This is a genomic window from Leptospira montravelensis, from assembly GCF_004770045.1.
In the GTDB taxonomy this organism is placed as follows: Bacteria; Spirochaetota; Leptospiria; order Leptospirales; family Leptospiraceae; genus Leptospira_A; species Leptospira_A montravelensis.
Genome location: NZ_RQFO01000004.1, coordinates 802,803 through 826,903, shown reverse-complemented (window position 1 = coordinate 826,903; position 24,101 = coordinate 802,803). Strand labels below are relative to the sequence as shown.

Here is a 24,101-nt window from a genome sequence, read left to right as displayed (position 1 = left end):
CTATGGGCAAAACCAAAAAAGACGACAAACCACGCGGAACCGATCCTTTAATCAACAAAAAGGCAAAGTTCAATTTCGAACTCTTAGATTCGTTCGAGGCTGGTGTCGTACTCACAGGATCTGAGGTAAAATCCCTTCGTGAAAAAAAGGGAAACCTTACTGATTGTTTTGCGAAAATTCGGAATGGGGAAGTGTTTTTAGAAAACTTTCAAATTCCTCCCTACAAAAACGGAGGTTATGCGAATCATCCTGAAATCAGGCCTCGCAAACTCCTCTTAAAAGCAAAAGAAATAGAAAAAATTGATCGTTCCATCAAAGAGAAGGGTTTGGTTCTTGTTGCTACTCGCTGTTTCTTTAAAAACAACCGTTTGGTGAAGATAGATGTCGCTTTAGCCAAACCAAAAAAACTTTACGACAAACGAGACGACATTCAAAAAAAGGAAGCCAAAATCGATATGGAAAGAGCCATGAAGGAACACCTACGCAAATGAAAGGACTTCCAGTGGTCACCATTGTTGGTAGACAAAATGTGGGTAAGTCCACACTATTCAACGCCATCCTCCGCGCACAAAGTGCCATCACAGAAAATACAGCCGGTGTGACAAGAGATGTGTTACAAAAGACTGTCGAAAGATCGGAATTCAAAATTCCTTTTACTTTGTCAGACACTCCTGGTCTTGATATTGAAAACATCGATGAAATTTCGAAAGAAATCATTGAAATTGCCTTTGAACATTTACGAAATTCGGATCTGATCCTCCATGTGATCGATCATAAAGATTTACGTAAGTATGATCACAGACTCATCGAACTATTTAAAAAAGATGAAATCTTAAAAGATAAGATGGTTTTAACTCTTATCAACAAAGTGGATACCGAACAAGATGAATATGATTTGGAACCATTTTACAAACTAGGGTTAAACGAACTTTTACCCATCTCGGCCCTGGGACGAAGGAATTTTGATCTCCTCTACCAAAAGATTAATTTTTTTCTTCCCGATAAAATCAAAATGCCGGAAGATCCGTATTGCAAAATTGCTATCATCGGAAAACCTAACTCCGGTAAGTCGTCACTCCTTAATACCTTTCTTGGATACAAACGGGCAGTAGTAAGTGATGTGCCTGGAACCACAAGAGATTCTGTTTCCGATCAGTTCTATTTCCAAAACCAAAAATTGGAAATCATTGATACGGCTGGGATTCGAAGAAAATCCAAAACGGGGGAAAGTTTAGAATTTTATTCTTACAAACGAACCCTCCATAGTTTGGGAGAAGCCGATGTGGTGGTTCTCCTTGTGGATGCCATGAAAGGTCTCGGTGAATTTGATAAAAAGATCTTTGGAGAAATCCAGGAGCTTGGAAAACCCATGATTGTGGCTGTGAACAAATGGGATCTCGTTCCAGAAAAAGAATCCAATTCTTGGAAACACTACAAAGATCGGATGGAAGCTAAATTGTCCATTTTAAAGGAACGTCCCCTTATTTCCCTCTCCGCCAAAGAGAAGGTGCGTACCCACAAACTCCTGGAGTCTGTTGTGGCTCTTTATGAAAAGTCCCAGAAAAAGCTGACAACCCGTGCCTTAAATGACTGGTTAAGCAAATGGGGGGGCAAAAATAAGGTGCAGAAGGCATCGAATCGACCTCCGAAGGTGTATTACGCCACTCAGGTCTCGCAAATTCCTTTTAAAATATTATTCTTCGTCAATGATACGAAACTCTTTCCGTCAAATATTTTGAGCTTTTACCGAAAGAGTATAGTAGCGGAGTTCGGATTGGATGGCCTAGCGGTTGAGATCGAACTTCGGAACAGAAACGAGGGTAAGGAGGGCAAGGAATGATTCTTGCTGCAATCCTATTGAGTTACCTTTTAGGTGGCATTCCGGTCGGGTATCTTCTGGCCAAACAAGTGCGGGGGATTGACATCCGCGAGCACGGTAGTCGAAACATCGGTGCCACCAATGTAGGTCGTGTGATCGGTTGGAAGTATGGAATCATTGCTCTCTTTTTAGATGCGTTGAAAGGTGCGATTCCGGTCGTTGCCGCCTCCTATATTGAATCTCCATATTCCTTAACCACAACAGAAATTCTACTGGGATCGGTTGCCATTCTTGGGCATACATTTACACCTTTCCTTCATTTCAAAGGAGGAAAAGGGGTCGCCACAGCTCTCGGGGTGTATATGACTTTAGTTCCCATTGTTACCGTTTGTGCGGTTATGATTTTTTTTATAGTGTATAAAATTTCTGGATTTGTTTCCCTTGGGTCCATCTTGGCAACCCTTTCTATGCCCATCTGGTATTTTGGAACCACAAAATACATTCCCGATTCCGAATACCAACCAGTCATATTTTTTGTGTTAGTTGCTACTTTTTTCCTCATTTCCTATTCACATAGAGAAAACATCAAACGTTTGGTGTTAGGTAAAGAACTTCGAGCAACACAAAATGCAAACTGAACGCGAATCCATCCTTACAAATAAAGAAAAACTTTTTCTTCTTACGAAATTTGTAGAAGACCATCCGGAAGCAGAAATCCAGGACTTCTACAAATGGTTGTATTATGGGGAATTTGGAATGGAAGAATCTTCTTTGATTATGACAGGAAGGCAATCAGTTCCCGAATTACATATTGTTCTCAGTGAAATCAAAAAAGAAGAATCAGAAAATATAGAATCCGAACTCATTTGGGAACCGATGGGTCTTGCCGCAAGGTTTGTAAAAGTGTATGTAACCAAATACTACCATATGGATTGTCCAGTAAAACGTCTTGTCAATTTACTCGAAAGGTCACCGGCCTTTCGTGGGGCAAGAATGAGTTTTAAATTGGATTGGAACTTACTCAAAGAAACGGTTTTAGAGTTAAGACCAGAATTAAGCCGTCGTGATTTTATAAACTTTGAAGAAAGGATCAACTTCCACCAGTTACCAGCTATGCCATATACGGATGGTTATGCGGAAAAAAATCCTTTCGCTTACCGAGTAGTATCTCAGAAATTATTTTTTGATTATTTCCCTGAGTTTGAAGACAATTCTGTGTTTCATCCTTTTTCAGGAAATGAATCCATCATTGGATAAAGACTTCGTTTTAAATACCTGATTTCTTTTTTGATGGATTGGATCATCAGTTGGTTCTTTCGCAAAAGTTCCAAGTCTTTATGACGTAAAATATAAATCTCCGTTTTACGCACCATCCTTCGTAAATACGATTGTTCCCGCATCCAAATCCAAATATCCGATTCTTGGAAAGACAGGACTTCTGGATTCTCCTCAAATTTTTTCAGTCCTTCTTCCATAAACTCTAAATCGTTTTGGATATGTTGGAATAGGGTATTCGCACCTTGGGGGATTAAATAGGAAGGAATTTCTTTGGAATTCTTTATTTGTTCCTGGTTTGTTTTAGAGTGGGAAGTATCGTTTGTTTGTGATTTCTCAAATCCATTTTTGTTTTTGGAATTTATCTTCCAAATGGGAAGTTTTTTCCAAGGGTAATTGTGGTTTGGTATCTCATTCAAATTTTCTTTCGCTGTTTCTGGACTGAGTGACTCGATTCCAGTAATTTCTGCGCCGTCTTCATTTACATTGAAGAGTTTCATCTCTGCGACAGTGCTTGCTGACTCTTCAAACCAGTGTCTATACAAATCCAAAACATAATCGGTAAGCACAGATCCTTTTCCGCCAGCCCTGGGAACAAAACGAGTTTCTCTTTTACGAATGATGACTTCGTTGATTCGTTCTAAACTATTCTTTCGGTTAATCAGGGTGAGCCATTTTTCATTGTGATGGGTTCCTGTAGAATGGATTTCCCTACCAGAATACGCCAAGTCTTGGCCAAGAAAATACACTGAGGTAAAACCCATAAAGCGCAACATATCAAAGGCAGTAGTTGCCACTGATCCGCCCGATTGGATATCACCCACTTCGCGAAATACTTGTTCGGCGAGTTCTCCTCCTGCTGTGACTTCCCTGACAAGTGAACCTTCCGCATCCACTTGGTATTTTGCTGTGACAGAATGCACCACTGATTGAAACATCGGTTCCCTAAGGAGTGTGGGAGAACTTACCAAATCTGCAAAAAGAGGAATCTGAGTCAGAGACTCTCCCATAAAATGAAAAAAGGAATTGGTTTGGGCATCCAGTGTGACAACACCATCCGCTTCAATCCCCGCTTTGATCAGGACTTTTAGCGAAGTATCGCATGACAAAACAAAAACTTTGTCTCTTACTGATTGCAACCACGGGAGATTTTTTCTAAGGCTTGGACCCGCTGACACGAGTACGGCGGTAAGTCCTTTGAATTTTTCCCTTAAAGAAGAGATGGGATAACGAACAGGTGTTTCTTTTCCTACATGGACTAAATTCCATATGGAGTTTTTAATCCATAACCTTTCAAATTCAAACTTAGTGAGTAGGTCACTCATCTTGGCTGAAAATACGGTTTGTGTTTTTTCTTCTAATTCACGAAAGACCGGGTTTCGATTTGTGTCGGTTGGGTTACGAATGACTTTTAATCCACTCACTCGTTCAATAGGTAAGGACTCTAAATAGTTAAAAAATAAGGGAAAAAAGGCATCTCCCGAAAACAAATGCCTGCCGGGAACTTGTAAAACAGGGATTAAAATTTTGTCCCAGATAACGGGAATTAGTGTTTCATCATCTCCGATGAGAATGAAGATTTGACCTGGTGCCAAAGTTTCACTGATCTTCTGGATGAGGTGGGGATTTCCAAGTCCAAACAAAATCACAATATCGGTTGCTCGTAAGGAGTAAGTATCTAGTAGCCGAATGGCTTGTGTTAGGGGAGAGAAGGATGAAGAGAGTGGCTCCCCGTTTAATGAGACATAATATTCCCCTGGTTTCTTCGCAGATCCCAATTCCCAAAGGTTCTCGGAGAGAAAGTTTCTGAAATAATTTTGTAAGTACGGCTTTCTTTCAAAAATTTCACTGGAAATGGGATCGATAATTTGGGACATAATACTATCTAAGGTTTTTTCTTATGTCTCCCAAGTGGTGTCAACCGGGAAACAGGGAAATCGAACGGCGAAACATATATGCATTTAAAGAGCCTAAGTATTGTTGGATTCAAAACATTTGCGGATGAAACAGAGATCAATTTTGATCCTGGGTTTACCGCTGTCGTCGGGCCGAATGGTTCGGGGAAATCAAATATCGTCGATTCCGTAAAATGGGTCTTTGGAGAAAAAAGTGCCAAAGGACTTCGCGGGGAAAAGATGGACGATGTCATCTTCCACGGAACAGAGAGTAGGCGAGCCGCAGGATTTTCCGAGGTTTCCATTCTTTTTGATAACGATGACCATTTTTTCAACATTGATTATCCATCCGTAAAAATCACTCGTCGTTTGTATCCAGATGGAGAAAACGAATATTATCTCAACGATATCAGAACCACAAGAAAGGATATCGAAAAAACCCTTCTCGATACAGGAATTGGTAAGTCCAGTTATAGCATTTTAGAACAAGGTCGGGTCGACCAAATTCTCAATTCCAAACCAGAAGAAAGAAGGGCCATCTTTGAAGAAGCTGCAGGTGTATCTCGGTTCAAACTAGACCGCAAAGAAGCCACAAAGAAGTTGGATGATACCAACCAAAACCTTCTTCGTATCCAAGACATTATGAACTCTATGGTGAAAGACCTAGAAGTCAAAGAAAAACAATCGGAAAAAGCCGAACAGTATTTCAAACTCAAATCTGATTTGGATGAGTCAGACAAAAACCTTAGGTTTTTAAAACTGCGAGATTTCAAACGCAGAATGAAAAAGTCAGACGAGGAATTGACAGAGATCCGGGAAAAAAATAAATCAATTCTTTCTCTCATCCAAGACGAAACCAATTTGATTTCTGAAAAGGAAACCACCAAGGAAATCAAAGAAAAAGAAATAGCAGAGATCGATAAAAAGTTATTTGATCATTTATCCAAAAGCCAAATCCAAAAAGAAAAAATAGCAAAGAACAAAACCTTTATTTTGGAGTATGAACTTCGGATTGGGGAAATTCTTTCTGCTTTGGAAACCGAAAACCAAGCCACAATCAAACTGGAAGTGGAAAAACGGGCCATTGAACTGGAGAACGAACGCCAAAGAGAAATTCAATCCACCCTCCAAGCGGAAATCCAAACTTTGGAATCAAATCGTGTTTCCTTAGAACTTTCCATCAAAGAAGAAGAAAAATCTATCGAAGAAAAAGAAGGTAGGATTCAGGAAAATGAAAAACGCCATATCACACTTCGGGACAAACAAAAAACGGTAATCCTCGAACTCATCCAAGAGTTAGAAAATAAAAAACGCGAATCGAAGGAAGGAGAAGAACAGAGAAATTTCGACAAAACTATTCTTCTTTCTGATTTAGACCTATATACCACTAAACTAAAATCTGCACTTTCTCATTTAGAGTCTTCTGAAGTTTCAGGCGGAATTTCTGATCTTAAAGAAATCCAATTAGATCTTTATAAAGAAAAACTCACAGGTTTTTTGAAAAAAGAGGATGATTTCAGAAATCTACTCTTTGATAAAGATGGAATTTTATCTAAAAAAGAATCTATAGACCAAGAAATCGAAGATTTAATTTTAGAAAACGAAAACCTAACACGCGGAATCCGAGACAACCAAAGTAATATCATATTGCATAGAAGTCATTGGGAAGAAACAAGAACTCATATTGTGGAACTTGAGAAAAAACTTTTGGAATCCAATTCTCGATTGGAGAACCAACAAAAGGAAATTGCTGTCCTCGATGAAAGGATTGGTGAAATCGGAAAACGAATTTCAGGTGCCAAAGAACAAGAGTCCGTCATTCGCGAGAAAAAGGAAGGTCTGGAAAGGGAAGTTGAGGTTCTGGAAAAAGAAATTGCAGAATCGTACCAAGAGTTTCTTTCCATGAGCCGTATTTTGGAATCGGAAAAAGAAACCTTACAAACGCTAGTCGAAGAAATTTCTGGAATCAAATCCAATATCACCAAAAACCAAGAAGTTTTCCAAAATCTTCTCCCCTTACTTTCTGAAAAAGAAAGAACGAGTTCTGCACTTAAAGTTCAAATTGATTCTCTTGTGGAAGAGTTGTATAATGATTATTCGCTTACCGATTCTGAACTAGAAACAGAACGTGGGGGAATGGAACTGGACCAAAAGGCGGAGGAAAGAAAATTACGGTCTGCTAAATCCGAAATCCAACTCCTTGGATCCATCAATCCACTGGCGATTGAAGAATATCGAAATATCAAAGAAATCTACGAACACAACCTTAAACAAAAGACTGATATTGAAAGTTCAAAAAAAGACATCGAAGAAGTTTTAAAACGAATCAATGAAGAGTCCGAAAAACTTTTCCAAGAAACGTTTGAAAAAATCAAACAAAACTTCCAAGAAACCTTTTCTACACTTTTCAATGGGGGAAGGGCTACATTAGAACTTACAGAAAAAGAGGACTCTCTGAATTCTGGAGTGGAAATTATGGCGGAACCTCCAGGAAAACATGTTCAAAACTTACGATTGTTATCTGGGGGAGAGAAGTCTCTTACAGCCATTGCCCTTCTTTTTGCCATCTACATGGTCAAACCAAGTCCGTTCTGTTTCCTAGATGAGATTGATGCGGCCCTCGATGAGGCAAATAAACTTAGGTTCTGTCAAATTTTAGACCGGTTCAAAGATAAAACACAATTCATTGTGGTTTCTCATGCACAGTCTACCATCTCACGTGCCAATGCTATTTTTGGAGTTACAAACGAAGAACCAGGAATTTCCAAAATCCTTTCCCTTCGTTTGGATGAAGCTAAATCTCTTTCCAAACAAATCACACAAAAAACCGGAACCGACAATTAGTCGGTTTCAGGTCTTCCCATTCTTTTCAAATTTGAAAAGTACATAAAAAAACAAAGGCGAATACTGTATGTAATCGTCTTTGTTTCTGTTTTAAATAGAGTTAGTTTGCTATTATTTGTTGCCTTGCATTTCTTTCATAATGCAAGTTGAGAAAGCTTTGCAGGAATCACCGCTAGTGAGGCAACCCGCAATTTTATTGTAGTATTTGGGACGGTTGCAGTTGAATTCACAACCACGTTTCAGAGTGTTCTTTTGCTCTTCAGAAGCGTTGGGATTCACTTGCACTGTACAACTATAAAACTTATCGCAAGCCTCTTTACATTTAGGAAAATCAGCTGCTTGGATGGATCCGGTAAATAACACCAGAGCCAGAATTGAAAACAAACGGTTTGTTTTTTTCATACCTTGTCCTCTCGATCTTTGGTAGCGAAGACGGGAGTCGAACCCGTGACCTCAGGGTTATGAATCCTGTGCTCTAACCATCTGAGCTACCTCGCCCTATCACCTTAGATCGTTTGGTTGAACTAAATCTTTAGTTCTTTTGTCATTTTTTGAATGGTTAGGGAATGGTAAACAAAAAAAAGCCCCGGGGTTAGCGGGGCTTTTTCTCTTAGCAAGAGTAAGTAGTGAGGAATTCGTATGGGTGAGGGCGACCTTCCCACGGCCAAATTTCTGTTTCAAACTTGTAGTGTTGGTATGTTTGCAAAAAGTTTTCTGTAAACACATCTCCTTGTTTGAAAATCTCTCTTTGAGCGAGCATTTCTTCCATTGCTTCACGTAAAGTATGAGGCATTTGACGAATTCCTTTTTCGCGGATTTCATCTAAAGAAAGTTCAAAAAGATCTTCTTCACGAGCAGGACCTGGGTCGATTTTTTCAGCAACACCAGCCATACCAGCCATAAGAAGTGAAGCGAACGCCAAATATGGGTTAGCTGTTGAATCCGGGAATCGGAATTCCACACGTTTCGCTTTTTCACCACTCACAAAAGGAATACGGCAAGATGCAGAACGGTTCTGAGCAGAGTATGCTAAGATAGACGGTGCTTCAAATCCAGGAATGAGTCGTTTGTAAGAGTTAGTGGATGCGTTAGTGAAGGCAGCACAAGCTCTTGCGTATTTCAAAACTCCACCAACATAGTTGAATGCGAAGTCAGAAAGACCTTGGTATTTGTCTCCAGCAAAAAGGTTTTTTCCACCTTTCCAAAGAGAGATATGAACGTGCATACCGTTACCGTTATCACCAAAAAGCGGTTTTGGCATAAAAGTAGCAGTTTTTCCGTGTTTATGAGCCACCATCTTCACGATGTATTTTAGCTTTTGAACGTTGTCAGCAGCTTCAATCAAAGTTCCAAACTTAACACCGATTTCCCCTTGTGCTTGTGCCACTTCGTGGTGAACCACAAAAGTTTCCATTCCGATTGCTTCTAAAGTTTTCACAAATTCGGCACGTAGGTCAACTTGAGAGTCAATAGGAGCTACAGGGAAATATCCACCTTTTGTTCCAGGTCGGTGACCAGAGTTAAAGTTGATTTTACCTGTGTTATTGGAACCAGGGATTTCAGAATGAGTGTTCCAAATACCTTCGTTAGAATCTAATTCATAGTATTGGCAATTGATTTCATCACGAACTTTTAAACTATCAAAAACAAAAAATTCATTTTCAGGACCAAAGTAAGCAGTGTCCGCAATTCCTGATTTATTCATGAATTCGAGTGCTTTTTTAGCAATGGAACGTGGGCATTTTTCGTAGTATTGTTTTTTATAGATATCCCACACATCGCAAAACATAACTAGTGTTTTGTCTGCAGTGAACGGATCTAAAAATGCCGTTGAAATTTCTGGATGTAATTGCATATCGGAAGCATTGATTGGCTGCCAACGAGCAATCGAAGATCCATCAAAAGGAATTCCTTTGAAAGTTTCTTCATCTACGGAATTCACATAATAAGAAACGTGGTGCCACATTCCTTTGATATCCGTAAATCGGAAGTCATAGAAAAGGACTCCATTTTTTTTGGCATACTCAACCACTTCCTTTCCGGAAGTAAATTTTGGGGTTGCGAACTGCATTTGATTCTCCTTCGTTCAGAGGTCGGTCTGATTGTTGTAATCTGTTACCATTTTAAATGCAAGATTTATACCAAGGCATTTCGACCGAAATATAAGGGTTTCGTGGAGTTTCTAAGCAATGTGAGTTTAAATTCATGCCACAAAACTACGCGAATTGCATCTAAAATAGACTTATTGCTTAAATGATGTGCGAAATTGCTTCATTTAAACTTCTGTCATTTCTAAGTAATTTCTCTGAAAGGGGAATTTTGGTCAACGGAATCGATTCATTTTCGAAAAGATTTCGTAAAATTTTCGGAATTAGGATGGATTATGTTTTTTTTGTGGCAGAGACCATAGATTCGTAGAGCTTAGAATCTAGATGAGTTCTCGAAAGCCCGATTATGGTCGCTACCAACATTTAGAGAGCTTCATCCATCTATCTAAAGACGCCATTTGGTGTTATGAATTGGACATTCCCATGCCCATTTCCCTTTCCCAGGAAGAACAGATGGAATACATTTGGAACCATAGCGTGATTCGGGAATGTAATTTGGCTATGGCGAAGTTTTATGGTTACCAGGCGGCCCATGAGATTCTGGGAAAGTATTTAAAAGACCTAGTCACTCTAAAGAGTGCATTTTTACTTCGCCGATTTATTGAAAGTTCTTACCAGTTAGAAAATTACGAATACTTTCTAGAATTGTCTGACGGTCATAAACGTGTTTTTCTGATGAATTCCAACGGGCAAGTGGAAGAAGGATTCCTTCTACGCATTTGGGGACAACAAATTGAAATTTCCTCTATCAGGGAATCTGAATTTAAACTTTCTGGTTTATTACAGTTTTCTCAAATTGTGACGGAAGTTTCCAAAACCTTTGTTCATACGAAAGCTGAATTGGTCTCTGATGCGATTCAATTTGCTTTGGAGGAACTTGGAAAGTATTCTAGAGCAGACCGGGTCTTTGCTGCCGAAATATCCTCTGATAAACAATTTTTATCTGTCTCCCACGAATGGGTGTTAGAGGGTATGCCTTCTTTGTTCCGTGTTGGTACGAAACTCCCTATTGCAAAAATGAATCCAGATCGCTTGGGAATTCTTGCTGGTGACGGTGTGATTCATATTGCAGACACGACTCAAATGGTTGATGAACCTTGGCATTTGGATCTTTTTAAAAGAGCAGAAATTCGATCTATCTTAGTGGTTGGTTTGCGAGATGAAGGAAGTGTGATTGGAATTTTAGGAATCACTACTTATGATAGGGTAGGTTTTTGGTCAGAGGAAACTAAGCGGTTGTTAGGATTGATTGCAGGGTTTGTCTCACAAGGTTTGGTTCGTGCTAAAAACGAAATTAAACTAATGAAAAAAGAAAAAATACTACAAAGATTTTATTCGGATGTTAAAGAGGATTTGGCTTTGGCAAAACTGACGCAAGAGGCTTGGGTTGCAAAAGATTTTGGTGAAATTCCAAATGTAAAAATCCAATCCAGGTTTTTGCCTTATGATGAAATCGGAGGAGACCTTATCCTTTATGAAAAACCCAATGAGGATTGTATTGATATTTTTTTTGGTGATATTTCTGGTCATGGAATTTCTTCCGCACTTGTATCCGGAATTGCTGCAGTTTCATTTAAAAAACATTCTAAGTTAGAATCAACACCTTCCGCGATTCTTTCAGCGATGCATTTGGATTTAAAAACTATCATTTTTAAACATCATATTTCGGCCTGTGTGCTTAGGTTGTTTCCAGCGGAAAGAAGGGTGGAATTTAGTTTTGCCGGCCATCCTCCTGTTGTATTTTGGAAAGAAAAGGAACGAGTGATGAAACTTGTGAAGGATGAAATGTATCCTATTTTACTCCTTGATTTCTGGGAAGGAAAAACGATTTCCAAAACCTTTGAACCTGGGGATCGATTACTTTTATATTCGGATGGAATTTACGAATTAGAAGAAGAGGACGGTGGATACATTGGGCTCGACGTTTTTTTACAAGAACTATCAGAAATGATTTCTGTTTCGGAAAACACAGACAGTTTAATACAAAAAATGATCGCCAATTGCCTTGTTGAAAAGGACCGAATCATCCATGACGATATTGCTGTGTTGTTTATCGAGTTTTAGTTCTCTCTATCAGCGAGATCAAGAGCTTTGGCATCTGCTTCTGGATACTTAGCCAAATATTCAGATACAATTTTCTTTTTTCCATCCAGACGATCCAAATGGTTTTCAATGATATGTCCAAAATCCAATTTGCCCGTTACAATCTCATACCTTTCTGTTTCAATGGTTCCTAAATCTAAATCAACGGGAACTTCATTGGCTTTGTCTGCATATTCTTTGGCTTTTTCCCAGTAAGGAATGGCTTCTTTATAAAATGCTTCTGCCACTCCAAAACTTTCTTTCAATTCATGAGCAAAATCTAAATTGTAAAAATATACATGGCGTTTGTCAAATTTAGATGCAAGTCTCATGTAAGACCGCATAATTTGAATATTGATATGCATAAACATCAAATTTCGATATTTATAATATTCTTTTTCTGATTTAGTTTCACACAAAGAATGTTTAGGATGACGGAATCGTTTTCCAAGTGCAATTTTTAACCAATAGATGTTTTTTCTAATTTCGTTATCGTTATAATGTTGTTTTAGGTTATACAACTCATAAAAATCTTCCAAATACTTGGGTTCCCATTTGTGGAGTTTATAAGGCACCCAATCGGAAAATTTGGTATAAGGACCATTTTTTTCGTATTCGTAGTTATAATCGATATCGGTTTCCCAGGCACCGAGAGGATAGGAAAACAAGGATAGAAGGAATAGAATTATAATTGGGAATCCTTGTTTCACTTTAAAAGTATCGGTAAAATTTAGAAATTCCCTAATGGGATTCTTATTTTAAAGGGAAGACTTCCGCTACCCATTGGTAACCTACACCTCGCACATTGCGAATGGATTCTTCGCCCAATGCGTCCCTAAGCCTGACGATGGCATTGTCGATGGTCCTTTCTGTGGGAAAACTTTCTTCTCCGACAAGATAATCCAATATTTCAGAACGACTAAACACCTTTTGTACATCAGAAAGTAAGAGGGCAAGTAGGGCACAGTCCCGTTTTGAAAGTAAAAATGATGATCCATCTTCTTTTTTCACAAGGAAGGAATCCAAGTGAATTTCCGTTTGGTTCATTTTCCATTTTTGTCCAAAATGAGGGCGGGTTTGGGCCACCACTCGTTCCAATCGGATGAGGAATTCCTTTAAATGGAAGGGTTTTGGGATAAACTCGGCAGCTCCAAGTTCGAACCCACGAAGCCTTTCCTGGGCACCTGCCTGTGCGGTTAAAAATAGAAAGGGTAAGTCTTTTTCTTTGGATAAAAAATCTTCCGCCAGTTGAAATCCATTTCCATCAGGGAGTCGCAAATCAAGAACCACCAAATCAAATTGGTTGGGTGCAAATAAACCTTCCGCTTCCGAAACCGTTTTTGCCCACTTGACTCGGTACCTGTCTTGTTCCAATCGTTCCTTTAAAGTTTCCCCGAGTCCTTCATCATCTTCCACAAGTAAAATTCTTGGTTTCATGTTACCTCTTTTAAAGTAAGTTTCACTTGGAAACCGGACGAAGTGTTCGGAAATTCGAGGGAGCCTTTCATTTTTTCGATTAATTTTTTCACGATATACAAACCAATACCACTTCCGCTGGTTTTAGAATGACGTAAAAAAGGTAAGGTGAGATTGTTTTTATTACCGCTAAATCCGCTGCCATCATCCTCCAATAGAAAAGAAATATACTTTTTTTCTTTTGTGATCGTGAGTTTGATTGTTTTTGCTTTGCCGTGACGTTTGGCATTGTCACTTAGATTTTTTAGCATAGCAAAAAATGCTTTTTTATCTATATAAACTTTTGTTTCATTGGGGATTAAAATATTCCAAGATAGATCTGGTTCATGATGGGAATACGATTCACATAAGGAGGAAATAGTAAGTGGCTCCATGTACAAGGATTCTCCTTGCATAAGACTTGCTAAATAAAAAGCATTTCCCATCTGAGATTCAATTCTTTGATTTTCTTTCCAAATTTTCTCTAATTTTTTTTTGAGTTCTGGTTCTTTTGTATTTTCTAAAAGTACTTCAACTTGCAACTGTAAGCTGGAAATTGGTGTTTTCATCTCATGAGTGACTGTAGAAAAAAAATCGGAGATAAGTTTTGAACGTTTATGATCTCGATAAGACAGAACTGCAAGAGTCACTCCACCCAAGGTCAACATGGAAAGAAAAAACGATCCTTCCAATTGTAACATGCGATTCACTCGATCCAGTTCCACCTGTCGAGCGGCACTGATAGAAATTTCAGCGATGGTTTTTGCTTGGCGAAATCCCAAAATCCACCACCACACTCCCAGAGAGAATGTGAGGGAAAGCCATGCTAGTGAAAAAAACATTCGAAATTGCGCTGATCCTCTCAAATTTGCCTCACAATGCAAGTTAGGACCCGGGGGAAGGGCGACGAGCAAAAAAAGATGTTGTCACATTGGATGAACCCGAGAATTTATTTTTTAGGAGAACAACTTTGAACTTCGACGAAATCTCGAAACATCTTGGAAACGATGCAGAATCCTTACTTGGATTCAAATCGCCAAAAATCGCTAAAGAATTAATCCACGTACCTGGCTCTGACTGGGTTGATAGAATTTTTGCTCCCACAGACAGGTCTGTACCTGTTCTTCGTAGCATCCAAACCCTTCTTGGAAGTGGTCGTCTTGGTGGAACTGGTTATGTTTCCATTCTCCCAGTGGACCAAGGAATTGAACACTCTGCCGGTGCCTCTTTTGCCAAAAACCCGATTTACTTTGATGGCGAAAACATCATCAAATTGGCTATCGAAGGTGGTTGTAATGGTGTGGCTACAACGCTTGGTGTTCTTGGATCGGTTGCAAGAAAGTATGCTCACAAAATTCCTTTCATTTTGAAAATCAATCACAATGAACTTTTGACTTACCCGAACAAAAGTGAACAAATCCTATTTGCAACAGTAAAACAAGCTTATGACCAAGGTTGTGTTGCGATCGGTGCTACCATTTATTTTGGTTCCGCTGATTCAGGTCGTGAAATCGTTGAAATTTCAAAAATCTTTCAAATGGCTCACGAACTAGGAATGGCAACCATCCTTTGGTGTTATGTAAGAAACAATGCTTTCAAAAAAGACAAAGATTACCATGTTTCTGCAGACTTAACAGGTCAAGCTAACCACTTGGGTGTGACCATTCAAGCGGACATCATCAAACAAAAGTTACCTGAAAACAATGGTGGATACAATGTGTTAAACCAAGAATCTTCTTATGGTAAAACAGACAAACGTATCTACACTGATCTTACTTCTGACCACCCAATTGACCTCACTCGTTACCAAGTAGCAAATTGTTATATGGGAAGAGCGGGACTCATCAACTCAGGTGGAGCATCTGGTGAAAACGATTTACAAGATGCAATCAAAACTGCTGTGATCAACAAACGTGCTGGTGGAATGGGACTGATCTCAGGAAGAAAAGCATTCCAAAAACCAATGAAGGAAGGGGTTGCATTACTGAACGCCATCCAAGACGTATATCTATCGAAAGAAATCACAGTCGCTTAAAGACTTGGAATCTTTTGAAAACGTAAAAAAAAGAAGGGCGGGGGTACTTGTATCTCTGCCCTCTATTGTTTCTGAACATTCTTTTGAATGTGGAGACATTTATAGTTTATACCCACTTTGCGATTGGGCAAAGGACGTGGGTTTTAGTATCATCCAGTTATTACCTTTAAATGATACAGGTTTCGGTTTTTCTCCTTACAGTGCTATTTCTGCTTTTGCCATTGATCCTCTTTATATTTCTTTATACAAACTTGGCTTAAATATAAAATCTCGCAAACGTGAGATACGTTTTTTAAAAAATCATCCCATACGTATTCGAAATCGAAAATTAGAAATCATTCGGTCTATTTATACCAGCCATTTAAAAGAAACAATGTTGGAAGCAACATACTTTTTAGAAAAACATCCTTGGTGTTATTCTTATTCAGCATTTCGTTTGTTATATGAAGAATTCAACGGTAAGGATTGGTGGGAATGGCCTAGAGAATTTTTAGATCCTAACTATGCAAAAGAACATATATTTACCAAACGTAGGGAAGACGCATTGTTTTGGGTCTATCTGCAAAAAATCGCCTACGATCAGTTATCCGAAGTGAAAATTCATTTTGAAGATGTTGGTGTTTACCTAAAAGGTGATATGCCAATCCTTACTTCCCGAAATTCTTGTGATGTTTGGGAACATCCAGAATTTTTTATTATGAATTTGCAAGCCGGTGCCCCACCTGATGATTTTTCCAATACTGGACAAACTTGGGGTTTTCCTGTGCTCAATTGGGAGGCACTGGAAAAAACAAACTATTGTTGGTGGAAGGATCGTTTGTCTTATTTGGAACATTTTTTTCATCTTTATCGAATAGACCATGTAATTGGGATGTATCGGATTTGGGCCATTCCAAGTAAAGACACCACTGCGTTACATGGATGGTTTCATCCTCAATTTGGAATTGCAAAAGAAGAATTTCTGAAAGAAGGCTTAGATCCAAAACATTTTGAAAATTTGGGATTAATTCATGAATTCATTCCAAATCATTATATTTTTTATTGGGACTTCTGGAAAAAAGATGGTTACCAAAATTTAGAAGAAGAAATAAAAGCAAAACTTTTTCCCTTATCTGAACTTCATATTGAGGAAGAAGAAAAACATTGGAAGGAATCAGGGGAAAAAATTTTAGAAATCTTTGACTCCTTTTCTTCTATGATTCCTTGTGCGGAAGATTTGGGTTCTGTTCCATCTTTTATCAGAGATTCTTTGTTTGAACGTCAGTTGATTGGAATTGATGTCGTTCGTTGGACAAGATCGTTTACCACTGGAGAATTTATACCAGAAGAACTGTATAGAGAAAATGCCATTTCCGTTTTATCAACACATGACACATGTTTGGCGATGGAATGGTGGAAAAAAGAAGGAGATATCGAGTCGAAACTCCAATTTTTCTTTGATAGGTTAGGAAAACCTAGGCCAAAATCGGATGAGGAAACCTTGTTTGGACTTCTCGAATTTGTATTCCAAACGAGTAGTTTGTTCTCTATTCAACTGTTTCAGGATTTGGCACTTGGTTTACCAGATGTTTTAGAACACCCGGAAGATCACCGCATCAACGTGCCTGGCACTCCTGACCATTCCAATTGGACGTACCGGTTTCCCGTTCTCATTGAGGACTTTGCCTCCGATTTTCAGCGTAATTTCACAATCCGTAAACTCCTTCTCGAATCTGACAGAAATACATAATTTTTTAGAATCATGACAGATTCGTTCAAGTCGAATGTCCCAACCTCTGGTAGTATGGACTCTACACCCGGAGGTCTCCCTTGAGATTTGCAAAAGAAATGGCGTTTTATTCCGCCTACCATCAAGAAAAACGTAATGTATTGATCCATGTGTTAGGGGTTCCAACAATCACTTTCACTTTATTTGTTGTCCTCAGCCGTTTTAGCCTTTTTGAATACAATGGCTTTAACGTTTCGGCCTCTCTCGTATTTACATTAGCTGTGCTTGGTTATTATTATACTTTGGATGTATTGTTTGCATTTGTAGCCACTCTTGTATTTGGCGGACTTTATCTGACCTCAGAGTGGATTACTATGCAATTACCTGCATCCACTGCTTGGACTATTTTTGGTTTAGGGCAAGTGATCGGTTGGGGTGCTCAGTTCTATGGACATTTTATTTTTGAAAAAAGTAGGCCAGCTTTATTTGATAATTTGTTCCAAGCTTTAGTTTCCGCACCTTTGTTTGTTGTCGCAGATGTATTTTTCGAACTCGGATTTCGATTAGAATTGAAAGCGGCAGTGGAGAATGAATTGAAACAACGTGGTGTTTGGAAAGATTTTTCACATAAACCCGCTTAAATAAAAAAATCATTGGGATTACAATATAGTTAGTTTTGGCTTTTTGTGATCCTTTAATTTTTTAAAATACTCAATTTAGATTTTCATAGTTTTGATTGAGTATTTTAGATTCATTTGGATTAAAATTCAATCCGAAACAATTCAATTTAATTTCTAATCTTCACAAAAACAAACCTGATGCAAGGTCTGGCTTCCTAAAAAAAGGGAAGGTTTTACTCCAAACATTTTTTTAAAAGTTCGAGAAAGATGGGCTTGGTCACTAAATCCGGCTGCATGTGAGGCCGTTGTGAGGTTTTCACCCACTTGCAATAGTTTTGCGGCAATATGGAGTCTTTGCCATAATAAATATTGTCTGAGAGGGATCCCCATATTGTCCTTAAAAAGGTGCATAAACCGGTCTGTCGAGATTCCTGAAATTTCTGAGAGTTCGGCCAATGAAACCGGGTTTGGCATTTTTTCTTTGATTCTTTGAATGGCAATTTCTATACGTTCATCAAACTTTCTTAAAACGCTCCCCGAACCAAGTAGCGAGAGAATCTGGTTATAAAGAGATCTTGCTGATAAACAATCTAAAGTTTCACCAAACAATGGATCGGCGATTTTTTGTATTTTATTTCGAACTTCTAAATCAATAGTTTTTGGTGTACCATCCATTTCAATTCGTTTGTATTCTTCCGATTTCGGATCTAATTGAATGATGACCATTTCCGATTGGGATGCGTCTAATTTGTGATAATAATTGGGTGGAATGATGATACCTTGGGATTCTATCACTGCATTAGATTTTGTATGTAGATGAAAGGGCGCACCAAGGGAAACTAAAATGGAAACTGCATAATGGGAATGCGGCTCTGTGACGAGTCCTGTGCTTCCTATGAGGATTCGTTCTCCAAAGTAAAAAAGACTTCCTTTTCTTTCTAAATTCATACCCTGAGAAAGAATCTATTTCCTGAGAACAAAATTCTCTCCATTTTTTGGACCTGATTTTCGGATAAAAAGTCTCCTTTCGACAGATACACCAAGTAACACTTGATAGATGTCCGTGAGGATAGGTCTTGAAGAATAGTATCCATGACCAAGGCCACCTACACCTAAAACAGGATCATCCACTTCGTTCACGTTGATTACATCCACACCGGAATATTTAAAACACATACCTGCGCGCGCAGCCCCATTTACTTTTTGTGAAGCAATGAGAGCGTTGTCACCAGGAGAACAATAGAGTGTGATTCTATCTGAAGATTTTGATAAATCACTTAATATTAGTTCAAATTCATTTTTGTCAAAGTCAGGAGCATTGAGAATCAGTTCCGATAGAAATTTACTTTTTCCTTGTTTGGCAAGTGCTGCCACAGAAGGTAAAACAACTTGGTGGCCCATACTATGGACTACTAAATGTATTTTTTTTCCAAGTCCAGTGACATCATTTAAAAACTTTGCAAAAGGTTCCCTGTTGATTTTTGCTTCTGTATAATTTAAATCGTAAGTCGATTTTACCATTACCTGCGATAAGATTCCCGCATCTGCACCAGCCGGCCAAGAATAAACAACCACTTCTCCTGGAAACTTGAGATCATATTTAATTTGTCCAGCACGAAGTACTGCTTCATCAAAGTTGACATTGAAGCCATGTACAAAAACTAAAACTTCCTCGGAAGCTGAAGATTTGATTTTAGTTAAAAATTCTCTGTCATCGGTATTAATACGGCCTTTAAATTGGAAAAATTGATTTTTGTCTTGGGAATTGTCCGACGAGATATCACCAATAATGTGTTTGGAAGGGATGTTTACCAAACAGATTCCGTAATGTGGATTGATATCAGTGATAAATCCAAAACTCGCACTGTCACAATTGTCTTTAACAGTCATTTCCCGACGCGTAGTTACAAAATGTACATTAAGGATTTTTGTTTCATCAAAGGGATCTACAATTCGTTTGTTGATTTGTTCTCCAATTTTGGGAGTACAAGATACTATTAAATTTAAGATTGGGATTAGGAATATTAGTAAAATTGAATGTTTTTGGTTTTGGGATATTAGTTTCATCTGATTCGTTATTTTCATTTATAAGAAAAACCTTTCATTATTTTTGTAGGATTTACGTTTTTTCCATCTTTGATGACTTCAAAATGGAGGTGGGGACCAAAACAATAACCAGTACAACCGGAACGAGAAATGATTTTTCCTGCACTTACATAATCACCTTCTTTCACGTAGAGTTTAGAATTGTGGGCATATAAAGTTTGGTAATTATCGTCATGTGTTAGGATAATTGCGTTTCCATAACCGCCCATCCAACCGGAATAAGTGACTTTTCCTTTTCGTGCGGCATATACAGATTCGTAGTTGGCTCGTAAGTCAAGTGCCATATGGAATTTGTATTGTGGATAGGAACGTGTTCCCCAACCGGATGTGATCACCTTTGAAGAAACAGGGATTCTCCAAACCGGTCCAGTTTCTGGAATCACAGCTCCTGGAAGGAATACCTTTTGTCCCGATTTAAATAAATCATAGTCTTCAAGTTGGTTTTCTGAATAAATATCATCAATCTTTACTTTATAGTAGTCAGCGACTTTTGCAAGGGTATCCCCTTTTTTTAACTTATAAACTAAACCTTGTTTGTTGGGAATATTTAGAATTTGTCCAGGAAGAATGGAGACTTCTGGGTTAATTCCAGAACTGCCTGCGATTGATTCTGCAGAAACTTTAAAACGTCGTGCTATATCAGAAAGAGTTTCATTTTTTTTGACTTTATATTGAGTCACTTTAAGTTTTTTATTTTTGTTATCTGCTAAAGCATCCAAATCGGCAGAACGAAGGATGGCCATTTTTTTATCTTCTGTTTCTTGCAGGTATTTAGCATCGGCAAGTTTTGCTTCTTTGTCTTTAATGTCGTTTTCTTCCACTTCAGTGGACATACTGAGGAACTCTTTTTCCATTAAACTTTCTTCGTATGTTTGTTTGTCTACGAGTACTGATAAAAAGAAAGCTAAGATAAAAGAAGAGGCGAGGAGTGGAAGAATTCTATACCTTTTCCGATTGAGATCAATGGTCCCATGTAGGACGCTGGATTGTGATTGGAGGTTATAAAAATACTTACCGGGAGAAACTTGGATTACATTTACGTTTCCCCAGCGTAACACATGCTTGCCGATCGTAGACTTATCAGGAGACCGAAGTAGCATGTGTTAATGGAGACTAGTTAATCCTTGGTATCTAAAGATTTAATACCGCCGAAGGATTCTTCAACAATCTTACGCACGTCTTTTTTCTGACCGCCTGTGATTGTGATATTTCCTTTTGCAACTACACCTTTTTGAAGTTCTAAGTATGGAGCAGTGATATCACCTAACATACGTCCAGTACCTTCTAGTTTTACTTCGTTTTCGGCTTTGATATTTCCGATGAGGGTACCTGATACAATGACTTCTTTTGCGCTAATGTTAGTTTTTACTTTACCGGTTTCTCCGATAACAAGTGCATCTTCAGTTTTGATATCACCTTCGAATTTTCCATCGATTCTGAGTGAACCTGCGATATAAAACTTACCTTCAAATATCGACCCTGGTCCGATAACGCTATTGATGGAATCCTTACCTATTGCCATTCCTGCTCCTTTTCCCCTTCTGTGAGAATCAAAATTTTCGGTCTTCTTGACAAGCCTTTTTAGTAATCGATTTCCTCATCTCCGCTAAAGACTGACTTTTTTCGTTTTGGCGGTTTCGAGGAAGGGCTCTGTTTTTCTATTTTTTCGGGTTTTTTCTTCTCTGTGCGCACCGATTGTGCGGAATACGCTGAAGGTTTGGTCTCCACTACGTTCCAAGAGGAACCATGATCGTTACAAACCTCTTTCGGAACAGTTTGCGGGATAAAATACTCTTCGAAGAGGTCGTGGCAATGGCTTCCGGGGAGTTTTCCTGACATACGGCAAACTGTCTTTTTGGTGACTTTGACATCAGCAAGCCAAGGAAAATCAATCACAGGTTCCCGGTCTAGGGCCCTTGCCATAAATCTTCCCCAAACAGGTGCTGCTAGTTTACCCCCGGTCATCCCTCGGCCAAGAGAAATAGTCCCCCCGTCGTAGCCAAACCATACGGAGGTCACAAGTTCTGGGGTATAACCCACAAACCAAGCATCACGAAAGTTATTGGTAGTTCCCGTTTTTCCGTAAGCCTTTCGATTTAGGCCATAAGACAAAACTCCGCGACCCGTTCCTTCTTCGACAACGTCACGCATCATAGAAGTGATGAGAAAAGCTGCTTCTTTTGAGATGATTTGTTTTCGATCCTCGTCATCAAAATCTTTACGAAAGTCTTTGATCACTTTTCCAGCATTATCTTCTACATATAAAACAGAAATAGGGTTCACTGTTTTGCCACCGGAAGCAAGGGCTGCATAAGCTCTTGTGAGTTCATAAGGTGTAAGTTCAAAGGAACCAAGGGAAACACTGAAGTTATAAGGAATGTCTCTCCCGTTTAGTTGTAATAAACCTCGTAGACTTTCCATTAGGTGAGATAGACCCACTTGTTCTAAGACCCGCACCGCTACAGAGTTTTTGGATTGTTCTAATGCTTTTCTTAGTAAAATAAAACCTGAATATTCGCTACTATAGTTTTCGGGAGCCCATTCATCACCGTCTTCCATTAGATATTGAAGTGGGGAATCTGCAAAGAGAGTCGCAGGGGTTACGTTTTTTTCTGGATCCGGGTTTTTTCCTGAGTAATCCATTGCCGCTGCGTAAAGAATTGGTTTAAAAGCGGAACCGGGTTGGCGAAAGGCTTGGAAGGGACGAATTTGTTGGTTGTCCGAACGAAATCCTGATCCTCCAACTAACGCAGTTATATAACCTGTATCTGGTCGAATGGCAATGAGAGATCCTTCCACAGGAAGAAGATGGTCTTTTGTGGTTTGAGAAGTGTAGTTTTTGTCGATCAAATCTCCTAGAAAATCATCACCAGTTAACAAGTTTAATGCAAAAAATTCATCTCGGAGGTCTTCTTGGTAGGCTGATGAAAACGTACGTTCTGTCCGAGAAATGCGGAATTTAAAATCGGGAAGGTCATATAAATCGGCAATGAGAGAATAACCACTTCCATACAAATCGTCAAAGGCATCAATGTTTCGAAAAGCTCTTTGGTTGGATTCTATGGTTTGTCTTTGCAGGGCTGGAAGGAGGGCTTTTTCTGCTTCCTCTTGGTGGCGAATATTAATCGTGGAATAAATTTTGAGCCCACCATTATAAAGTCTTCCAGAACCAATCGAACGGATTAAGTTTTTTCGAATGTATTCTGTTACATAAGGGAAACGGTTTAATCTATCAGAAAAAGCGGAATCGTTAGGAGAACGGTTTAGATTGGTATAATATTCTTGTAGATTTGCGTATTCTTTTTCCGCATCAGCAACGGACATCCTTCCATTTTCAACTAACTTACGAAATACGACACGCACTTTGTTCATACTGGAAACAGGATTCACAATAGGACTAAATTGAGTGGGCCTCGTCGTAAGGCTGGCAAGAATGGCAGCTTCTCCCCAAGTTATATCTTGTACTTCCTTACGAAAATAGAACCGCGAAGCTGCCCCAACTCCAATGGTTCCGTGCCCCAATGGAATTTCGTTTAAATATACTTCTAAAATTTTATCTTTGGGATATACAAGTTCCAGTAAAATCGCAAGCCAAGCCTCGCGAGCTTTTCTTGCGATTGATCTTTCAATGGATAAAAATTTGAGACGTGCTACTTGTTGGGTGATGGTGGAGGCACCTTCTTTGACACGGCCTGCCATAATGTTCACAACAAAAGCTCGTGCGATTCCTTTTAAATCAATTCCATTGTGTGAGTAAAACGAGTTATCTTCTGTGGATAAAAAACACTGAATCACCTTGTGCCTGTTATCTGGAGAAAGCGGATTTTCTTCTGTTTTTAATTGTTCTAAGCGAACAGGAATTCGTGAAAATTTATAAAATTCGGCAATGGGTTCGTATTCCCCTTTGTCATTCATTCCATACAAAGTAGAGGGGATGTCATAAACGGAAGCTTCTTTTAATTTAAAAAAATCTTTAACGGAACCTGTGAGTAAAAATACGTTCAAAGCTCCAAAGGTAAGTATAGCAATGCTCGTGTTTCTTAATTTTTTGTCTCCGGTCCAAATCTTTTCTGTAACAGTTCGAAACCAAATGATAAAATACTTTTCAAAGAGCCCTACGGGTTCTTGTTTCATACATTTCCCTTAACTTTTAA

At 38.8% G+C, this 24,101-nt stretch carries 20 protein-coding genes and 1 tRNA gene; 9 read left to right on the top strand and 12 right to left on the bottom strand.

The window, feature by feature from the left end:
• The first annotated feature begins 2 nt into the window (after positions 1–2).
• The 4 genes from smpB to EHQ31_RS04785 are packed head-to-tail and all read left to right on the top strand — an operon-like array spanning position 3 to position 3,076.
• On the top strand, positions 3–491 hold the full coding sequence (smpB, locus tag EHQ31_RS04800; protein WP_135570047.1) for an SsrA-binding protein: 489 nt from the start codon (positions 3–5) through the stop codon (positions 489–491).
• On the top strand, positions 488–1,840 hold the full coding sequence (der, locus tag EHQ31_RS04795; protein ID WP_100742629.1) for a ribosome biogenesis GTPase Der: 1,353 nt from the start codon (positions 488–490) through the stop codon (positions 1,838–1,840). The genes smpB and der overlap by 4 nt, the downstream gene beginning before the upstream one ends.
• Positions 1,837–2,457 (top strand): glycerol-3-phosphate 1-O-acyltransferase PlsY, encoded by a 621-nt coding sequence (plsY, locus tag EHQ31_RS04790; protein ID WP_135570045.1) that lies wholly within the window; start codon positions 1,837–1,839, stop codon positions 2,455–2,457. The genes der and plsY overlap by 4 nt, the downstream gene beginning before the upstream one ends.
• Positions 2,447–3,076, top strand: coding sequence for a hypothetical protein (locus tag EHQ31_RS04785; protein ID WP_135570043.1), 630 nt, complete (start codon positions 2,447–2,449; stop codon positions 3,074–3,076). Before plsY ends, EHQ31_RS04785 begins: the two co-directional genes overlap by 11 nt.
• On the opposite strand, the gene EHQ31_RS04780 is transcribed toward EHQ31_RS04785, so the two are convergent.
• The gene (locus EHQ31_RS04780) at positions 3,040–4,971 is read right to left on the bottom strand and encodes a motility associated factor glycosyltransferase family protein (protein ID WP_135570041.1); all 1,932 of its coding nucleotides are present in this window, start codon (positions 4,969–4,971) and stop codon (positions 3,040–3,042) included. The genes EHQ31_RS04785 and EHQ31_RS04780 overlap by 37 nt on opposite strands.
• A 78-nt stretch (positions 4,972–5,049) precedes the next feature.
• Between EHQ31_RS04780 and EHQ31_RS04775 the strand changes: the two genes are divergently transcribed.
• Positions 5,050–7,833 (top strand): chromosome segregation SMC family protein, encoded by a 2,784-nt coding sequence (locus EHQ31_RS04775; RefSeq protein ID WP_135570039.1) that lies wholly within the window; start codon positions 5,050–5,052, stop codon positions 7,831–7,833.
• A gap of 111 nt (positions 7,834–7,944) precedes the next feature.
• Here the strand turns inward: EHQ31_RS04775 and EHQ31_RS04770 are convergent, their stop codons facing one another.
• From EHQ31_RS04770 to glnA, 3 genes are all read right to left on the bottom strand, one after another.
• Positions 7,945–8,235, bottom strand: coding sequence for a Cys-rich protein (locus tag EHQ31_RS04770; protein ID WP_135570037.1), 291 nt, complete (start codon positions 8,233–8,235; stop codon positions 7,945–7,947).
• Between the two features lie 19 nt (positions 8,236–8,254).
• A tRNA-Met gene (locus EHQ31_RS04765) sits at positions 8,255–8,331 on the bottom strand.
• A gap of 112 nt (positions 8,332–8,443) precedes the next feature.
• The gene (gene glnA, locus EHQ31_RS04760; protein WP_135570035.1) at positions 8,444–9,904 is read right to left on the bottom strand and encodes a type I glutamate--ammonia ligase; all 1,461 of its coding nucleotides are present in this window, start codon (positions 9,902–9,904) and stop codon (positions 8,444–8,446) included.
• 361 nt (positions 9,905–10,265) lie between these two features.
• On the opposite strand from glnA, the gene EHQ31_RS04755 reads away from it, so the two are divergent.
• On the top strand, positions 10,266–12,005 hold the full coding sequence (locus EHQ31_RS04755) for a GAF domain-containing SpoIIE family protein phosphatase (RefSeq protein WP_135570033.1): 1,740 nt from the start codon (positions 10,266–10,268) through the stop codon (positions 12,003–12,005).
• Here EHQ31_RS04755 and EHQ31_RS04750 read toward each other — a convergent pair.
• From EHQ31_RS04750 to EHQ31_RS04740, 3 genes are all read right to left on the bottom strand, one after another.
• On the bottom strand, positions 12,002–12,715 hold the full coding sequence (locus tag EHQ31_RS04750) for a hypothetical protein (RefSeq protein WP_244247287.1): 714 nt from the start codon (positions 12,713–12,715) through the stop codon (positions 12,002–12,004). The genes EHQ31_RS04755 and EHQ31_RS04750 overlap by 4 nt on opposite strands.
• Before the next feature lie 61 nt (positions 12,716–12,776).
• Positions 12,777–13,460 carry a response regulator transcription factor gene (locus EHQ31_RS04745; RefSeq protein WP_135570029.1) on the bottom strand — a complete coding sequence of 228 codons (684 nt, stop codon included), beginning with the start codon at positions 13,458–13,460 and terminating at the stop codon, positions 12,777–12,779.
• Positions 13,457–14,320 (bottom strand): sensor histidine kinase, encoded by an 864-nt coding sequence (locus tag EHQ31_RS04740; protein ID WP_135570027.1) that lies wholly within the window; start codon positions 14,318–14,320, stop codon positions 13,457–13,459. The genes EHQ31_RS04745 and EHQ31_RS04740 overlap by 4 nt, the downstream gene beginning before the upstream one ends.
• Positions 14,321–14,448: 128 nt before the next feature.
• On the opposite strand from EHQ31_RS04740, the gene EHQ31_RS04735 reads away from it, so the two are divergent.
• From EHQ31_RS04735 to EHQ31_RS04725, 3 genes are all read left to right on the top strand, one after another.
• The gene (locus EHQ31_RS04735) at positions 14,449–15,513 is read left to right on the top strand and encodes a class I fructose-bisphosphate aldolase (protein WP_135570025.1); all 1,065 of its coding nucleotides are present in this window, start codon (positions 14,449–14,451) and stop codon (positions 15,511–15,513) included.
• 4 nt (positions 15,514–15,517) lie between these two features.
• Positions 15,518–17,242 (top strand): 4-alpha-glucanotransferase, encoded by a 1,725-nt coding sequence (locus EHQ31_RS04730; RefSeq protein WP_135570023.1) that lies wholly within the window; start codon positions 15,518–15,520, stop codon positions 17,240–17,242.
• A gap of 80 nt (positions 17,243–17,322) precedes the next feature.
• Positions 17,323–17,862 (top strand): Mpo1 family 2-hydroxy fatty acid dioxygenase, encoded by a 540-nt coding sequence (locus EHQ31_RS04725; RefSeq protein ID WP_135570021.1) that lies wholly within the window; start codon positions 17,323–17,325, stop codon positions 17,860–17,862.
• A 153-nt stretch (positions 17,863–18,015) separates the two neighbouring features.
• Here EHQ31_RS04725 and EHQ31_RS04720 read toward each other — a convergent pair whose 3' ends face one another.
• From EHQ31_RS04720 to EHQ31_RS04700, 5 genes are read right to left on the bottom strand one after another with little or no spacing between them, the layout of a single operon-like run.
• Complete coding sequence (locus tag EHQ31_RS04720; protein ID WP_135570020.1) at positions 18,016–18,789, bottom strand: helix-turn-helix transcriptional regulator; 774 nt, start codon at positions 18,787–18,789, stop codon at positions 18,016–18,018.
• Between the two features lie 15 nt (positions 18,790–18,804).
• Positions 18,805–19,908 (bottom strand): alpha/beta hydrolase, encoded by a 1,104-nt coding sequence (locus EHQ31_RS04715; protein WP_135570018.1) that lies wholly within the window; start codon positions 19,906–19,908, stop codon positions 18,805–18,807.
• Positions 19,909–19,922: 14 nt separating this feature from the next.
• On the bottom strand, positions 19,923–21,047 hold the full coding sequence (locus EHQ31_RS04710; protein ID WP_167481630.1) for a M23 family metallopeptidase: 1,125 nt from the start codon (positions 21,045–21,047) through the stop codon (positions 19,923–19,925).
• Positions 21,048–21,064: 17 nt separating this feature from the next.
• Positions 21,065–21,469, bottom strand: coding sequence for a bactofilin family protein (locus tag EHQ31_RS04705; RefSeq protein ID WP_015682465.1), 405 nt, complete (start codon positions 21,467–21,469; stop codon positions 21,065–21,067).
• Positions 21,470–21,528: 59 nt separating this feature from the next.
• Complete coding sequence (locus tag EHQ31_RS04700) at positions 21,529–24,081, bottom strand: penicillin-binding protein 1A (RefSeq protein ID WP_135570016.1); 2,553 nt, start codon at positions 24,079–24,081, stop codon at positions 21,529–21,531.
• Between the last annotated feature and the right edge of the window lie 20 nt (positions 24,082–24,101).

Coding starts and splice junctions, on each gene's coding strand:
- smpB (WP_135570047.1), top strand. CDS start 3: ATGGGCAAAACCAAAAAAGACGACAAACCACGCGGAACCGATCCTTTA.
- der (WP_100742629.1), top strand. CDS start 488: ATGAAAGGACTTCCAGTGGTCACCATTGTTGGTAGACAAAATGTGGGT.
- plsY (WP_135570045.1), top strand. CDS start 1,837: ATGATTCTTGCTGCAATCCTATTGAGTTACCTTTTAGGTGGCATTCCG.
- EHQ31_RS04785 (WP_135570043.1), top strand. CDS start 2,447: ATGCAAACTGAACGCGAATCCATCCTTACAAATAAAGAAAAACTTTTT.
- EHQ31_RS04780 (WP_135570041.1), bottom strand. CDS start 4,971: ATGTCCCAAATTATCGATCCCATTTCCAGTGAAATTTTTGAAAGAAAG.
- EHQ31_RS04775 (WP_135570039.1), top strand. CDS start 5,050: ATGCATTTAAAGAGCCTAAGTATTGTTGGATTCAAAACATTTGCGGAT.
- EHQ31_RS04770 (WP_135570037.1), bottom strand. CDS start 8,235: ATGAAAAAAACAAACCGTTTGTTTTCAATTCTGGCTCTGGTGTTATTT.
- glnA (WP_135570035.1), bottom strand. CDS start 9,904: ATGCAGTTCGCAACCCCAAAATTTACTTCCGGAAAGGAAGTGGTTGAG.
- EHQ31_RS04755 (WP_135570033.1), top strand. CDS start 10,266: ATGAGTTCTCGAAAGCCCGATTATGGTCGCTACCAACATTTAGAGAGC.
- EHQ31_RS04745 (WP_135570029.1), bottom strand. CDS start 13,460: ATGAAACCAAGAATTTTACTTGTGGAAGATGATGAAGGACTCGGGGAA.
- EHQ31_RS04740 (WP_135570027.1), bottom strand. CDS start 14,320: ATGTTTTTTTCACTAGCATGGCTTTCCCTCACATTCTCTCTGGGAGTG.
- EHQ31_RS04720 (WP_135570020.1), bottom strand. CDS start 18,789: ATGAATTTAGAAAGAAAAGGAAGTCTTTTTTACTTTGGAGAACGAATC.
- EHQ31_RS04715 (WP_135570018.1), bottom strand. CDS start 19,908: ATGAAACTAATATCCCAAAACCAAAAACATTCAATTTTACTAATATTC.
- EHQ31_RS04710 (WP_167481630.1), bottom strand. CDS start 21,047: ATGCTACTTCGGTCTCCTGATAAGTCTACGATCGGCAAGCATGTGTTA.
- EHQ31_RS04705 (WP_015682465.1), bottom strand. CDS start 21,469: ATGGCAATAGGTAAGGATTCCATCAATAGCGTTATCGGACCAGGGTCG.
- EHQ31_RS04700 (WP_135570016.1), bottom strand. CDS start 24,081: ATGAAACAAGAACCCGTAGGGCTCTTTGAAAAGTATTTTATCATTTGG.